6 protein-coding genes are annotated in these 4645 nt (G+C 40.9%); 1 reads left to right on the forward strand and 5 read right to left on the reverse strand.

Features of this window, described 5'->3' with window-relative positions:
* A partial coding sequence (locus BLS65_RS17155) for an IS30 family transposase (protein WP_125869940.1) occupies positions 1 to 280 on the forward strand: 280 nt, incomplete at its 5' end.
* Here BLS65_RS17155 and BLS65_RS18100 read toward each other — a convergent pair.
* The 5 genes from BLS65_RS18100 to BLS65_RS17175 all read right to left on the reverse strand — a co-directional run bounded on the left by BLS65_RS18100 (position 254) and on the right by BLS65_RS17175 (position 4550).
* Positions 254 to 523: a hypothetical protein gene (locus BLS65_RS18100; protein WP_125869941.1), complete on the reverse strand. Its 270-nt coding sequence runs from the start codon at positions 521 to 523 to the stop codon at positions 254 to 256. The two genes, BLS65_RS17155 and BLS65_RS18100, sit on opposite strands and share 27 nt — an antisense overlap.
* 490 nt (positions 524 to 1013) lie before the next feature.
* The gene (locus BLS65_RS17160; protein WP_125869942.1) at positions 1014 to 1493 is read right to left on the reverse strand and encodes a hypothetical protein; all 480 of its coding nucleotides are present in this window, start codon (positions 1491 to 1493) and stop codon (positions 1014 to 1016) included.
* A 648-nt stretch (positions 1494 to 2141) separates the two neighbouring features.
* Positions 2142 to 3698: a hypothetical protein gene (locus BLS65_RS17165; RefSeq protein WP_092441021.1), complete on the reverse strand. Its 1557-nt coding sequence runs from the start codon at positions 3696 to 3698 to the stop codon at positions 2142 to 2144.
* Positions 3699 to 4056: 358 nt separating this feature from the next.
* Complete coding sequence (locus tag BLS65_RS19080; protein ID WP_394331470.1) at positions 4057 to 4332, reverse strand: type II toxin-antitoxin system RelE/ParE family toxin; 276 nt, start codon at positions 4330 to 4332, stop codon at positions 4057 to 4059.
* 32 nt (positions 4333 to 4364) lie between these two features.
* On the reverse strand, positions 4365 to 4550 hold the full coding sequence (locus BLS65_RS17175) for a hypothetical protein (protein ID WP_092441022.1): 186 nt from the start codon (positions 4548 to 4550) through the stop codon (positions 4365 to 4367).
* Positions 4551 to 4645: the final 95 nt, after the last annotated feature.

Consider the following 4645-nt stretch of genomic DNA (forward strand, 5'->3'; position numbering starts at 1 on the left):
TAATGGAAAGGAGTTTGCAGCACATCAGGTTATTGCCGAAAAGTTGCAAATAAATTTTTACTTTGCACGGCCATACCACAGCTGGGAGCGCGGCGCTAACGAGAATGCAAACCGCTTGGTAAGGCAGTATTTCCCGAAGAAAACGGACTTTAAAACGATAACACAAGAGCAGGTTCAGTGGGTCGAAGATATTCTTAACAGTCGGCCTAGAAAAAGGCTAGGGTTTATCTCTCCCCTCTTAACATATAATCAGTTAACCCAAGTTGCATTTGTGAGTTGAATCTTGCTTACTAGACAACCCAATGGCTAAATTATCTATTACAAAATATCCAAAAGATGGTGAAAAAGAAAATGAATTTACATCGTATTCTGATACAGTTTTTCCATCATAAACAGTTTTTACATTACTACTGATAAATTGGAGTCCTGTAGCTCCTGATAATACAAAATTTCCCTTTGTCGTCTGGCCGAAAATCGAGATAGACGGCATTAAAATAATCAAGATTAATACTAACTTTTTCATCTTTATTGGTTTTTTTAATAAAATTTCCTACTCATTTGGCTTTTCAGATTACGCCCCGTTTTTCAAATGGTTACTGGTCTCCATTTTTTTTGCCCTTTAAGTTGTTGTCTATTGTTGTTTCTTAAACTAATTCCTTCTGTTTCCATGGTTTGAACTGCAGTGTAGTTAATACACCCGAGAATAATAGAAATTACTGAATCTGCAACATCTTCCCTCGTAAGCCAACCCCCGCTTGCGCTTTGAATGGTAAATATAATAAAAGTTCTTTAAAATGAAGAGATGGAGAGCAAGGCCAGAGGGTGAAAGTCCCTTGTGCGCTGAGAAGTGGCCCTGCGGCGAAGCCCCCGCAAATTCCAGTAAGAAAAATTATAAAGGAAGAGTAGCCCCTTAAGTTTGTTGCGTGAGAGGCTCTCCCCGTCAGCTTAGCTGGCTGGGCAGCCTATTCGATTGGCTTTTCGTTATTGTTTTGCATTTCATTCCAGAGAAGCAATCAATTTGAAATTAACTCAAATAATAGAATTCTGCTTTCCTTTAAATTATTTATAAAGATATCGGGGATTCTCCCATCGAAACCCCTAACAATAACTTGTTGGTTATAGATTTGAAAAATTATTGAATGAACTTTCTTCTTATCAGCCTTTGTAGTAAATCCTGAGATTTTATTAAACGGAAATTCTTCACATATCATATGTTCTTTTTCTGGTACCCCAGCGATATATAAAAATTTATTTGGCAAAGCTACAAATAATCCAATTGATTCTCCATTTTTATCATCCATTGTGCAAAAACAAGCTCCAATTATTTTCAACAAATCAGTGACTTTTTCACCTAAAATCTTATAGATTTCTTTATGAAAAAATTCTATTTCTTTTATTTCTGGTGCAATATATCCTATATTTTCAAGCATTATATCATTTGTTTTAATGTGCGCTTTTTCTGTTAATGCAACAAAGTTAATAATAAAATTCAATTTAATGTTTTGCAATTTTGTCTTCTGTCAAATGTATTTACATTCAATGCTTAGGCTAAGCAACCGTCTTACATAATGAACGCAAACGTTTGCTAGTTGGTTGCGGTTGGGAGTTTGAAACTAGTTTCTTGTCCCTCGTTATAAAGCTACTTAAAAGCGTTGAACTTACCAAAACATCATCTGCCAAAATAGGATAAACACGCTGCGTATGCCTCGAATGATAAATATAGTAAAAGTTCTTTAACCGGAAGTGTTTTAGGAACACTTCCAGAGGGTGAAAGTCCCTTGTGCGCGGTGTCGTTGCCGAACGGCGCAGCCCTCACGAGCATTTGCGAGTAACCACCAGCAAGTGGCAAGGTGTTTTATTCGCTACGCTCAATACATCGCTGCACTAAGTTGGGTGACCGACCGCAGGGAGTAACTAAACCAAACGGCCAAGATCTCTTTTCGTGTGCAAGGAAAGGCCGCGCAGCTGCCGCTCGAATAATTCTGAATATTCATTCGCCATGACTTCCAGCGCAGAAAATCGCCGCGCGCTGGGGGGAAAAGCGCAGGATGGCCTACGCTGGTTCTAAGCAATTCTTAAACGTCCGCAATGCCGCAGCAGGTCTTGCAAATTTTGCACAACCCCTCTACTGCTGTTGTCTATTATCCATTATTGCCGGCGTTATTCCTGTTTTTTTTCGACATCAAGCCTTCCAAAATCCATGCTAGCAGATTTAAAAACAGCACCAACGGAAGAGTTAATGGCAATAGTATTATTCCCACAATCAACATTTTCCAGCTTCTTGGCTTTGGGGCTGAGGCTTCGGCAACAGGTGCTACGTCTTCTTCTTGTTCCGCTGCTTCCACAACATCCTCTTTCACCACCGCTATTGGTTCGGGCATAGGCTCGGGTGGCAAAGCTGGAACAATTGCCAAGAAATCGGAGCTGTAGCTTTCTATCGATTCGAGGTTGCTGTATGCCCAAGTTTTCTCGAGGAATTGCGTAATTATTCTGCCGGTAGACTGCATCCCCTTGATGTTGACCTTTTGCGAGAAAACATCGTAAGCCCTGAGCAGGTCGGTGCAGCCAACTTTCTCGAGCAGAAGCGCCATTTTAGGATTTGTCGCAACATCTTCCGACAGGAATCCCTTTAGCGTCCCCATCCCTATATAATCCTTATCAGCCCTTTTGATGCCGGTGGCGGTTTCAATACGCTTGCCCTCGGGCGAACCGCTCTGCGTAACAAATATAAATGTCTTTACTACCAGAATACCGTCAATCAGCGAAGCAACAAGGTATCCCAGCTTAATGTCCATAATTTTAAATTCGAAGTAGTAGGCATCGCTGCCCGGAATGCGCAGCACTTTACTGTGCTCCATGCTTAAGCAAGCCTGAAAAACGGTTACCGATTCGGAGAAAATGCCGATACGCTCCACCAGCCGCTTTATGGCATGCTGTTGGATGTAGCAGGGATAGCTTTGTCCGTGAGTGAATCCCAGACGTTCGGATGCAACCGTTGTCCAGCGTACCCCCTTCTTAAACTCGGGAAACCCCATATGGTAAACCTCGCGTTTCTTTCCTTCGATAGCTACCGTTTTGCGCTCGGGTATTTCGACATTAAAGGCAAAAACTGGACTAATAGCCCAATTGTCATTAATATCTCGTCTGGACCCCGATTTGTGCTCTTCTTTTGGATAGTAAATTCCATACTTAAGCGATGAAATATGCGTACATACGTCGTCGAAGAAATGCTCGCAAAGCATGTTTACCCCTGCCCATGTGTCAAGATACTTTTTGAATAGTTTGTGAACCTCGGTTATTATCTGCACCGAATGGGGTCCTACATTGCCCTTATTGGTAAGAAAGAATACAAATACAGAGGTTAGGGTCGTTCGAAAATCTCTTACCGTTATTTTGTTTCCGTTGAGCAGGGTAACTTCAGTATTCAGCTCAAACTGTTTAAACGCACCCTTGATATACTCAATTGCCTCTTTCGAGCGCTGATCATTACAGCTGGGAGCAGCCTGTATGAGAGTAGTAGCAATTCGAATCTTTGCCGATGCGAGTATCCCGTAATCGTTGAGGAGCGGATACAGATGGCCTAATCCTAAAAGGGCAAACATCTGCTTGTTCTTTGCCTTTTGCACGTTTACCAGATGCGCTTTCCGCAGCTTCTCCGCCTGGTATGCGTTCACTTTTTTAGCCTTGGTTGATGCCATATACCTTACGGTTTCGTGGGTAAAAAAGCTGGCGAGTTAACAGCAACTTCCTTATCCCACGTTAAACGTTTACCAAGGTACGAAAAACTTGGTTATCTGCGCATCAGCCCCGTTTTTTTTTTTGAACTACGTGTATGCCTCGAATAGTAAATGTTCTTTAAACGGAGGAGTTCGGGGCGCAAGTCCAGAGGGTTTTAAGTCCCTTGTGCGCTGAGTGGTGGATGAACGGCGAAGCCCTCACGAGCATTTGCTAGTAACCACTAGTAAGCATTGTCGGTCGTTTTTCGGCAAATGTATATGTCGAAATTTATCGCTTAAATATTTGATTAGGTCTTAGAATTCGATTGTAAAACGTGGTTTATTGTTTTGTCTCTTTTTTTAGTGATTTGGGGTTCTGCCGATTATCAAAGATTGTGATAACGTCAATAGTTGTCTCTGAATATTTATAGAAAACTGTTGTCTGTTTTGTTACAACACATTTTCTTAAACCTTTAATCTGTTCTGATTCAGAGAAACTGTCTGGAAGGTTTTGAATTTGTTTAAAGGATTTATCAAGTTTCAGAATAAAATTAAGCTTTACCTTGGTGGGCCATTCTTCTTCAAGGTAAACTAAGAGGCTGTCGAGTTTCTTCATCGCTCTCTAGGAGAGCCTTAATTCTCGTTTCATTAACGATGTTTTTTCATGAATTCCTCGTAGCCAACTGTATCTCCGTTTTCTATTTCTTCAATTCCTTTTAGGATTTCTTCTTTCTGGGATTCCGGTAAACTATCCCAAAATTCAACTTTCTTAGACTTTGCGAATATTTGCTTAATAGAGGAAAGGATGCTAGGATTGTCTGTCTCTAGTATCATTCTTGATATTTCGGTGATATTGTGCCACTTGTTTCGGTGATATTGTGCCACAAAAAAAGGATGATTTCGTGACCAAATTTATGAATTAATTTGAG

Source organism: Williamwhitmania taraxaci, assembly GCF_900096565.1.
GTDB classification, from domain to species: domain Bacteria; phylum Bacteroidota; class Bacteroidia; order Bacteroidales; family Williamwhitmaniaceae; genus Williamwhitmania; species Williamwhitmania taraxaci.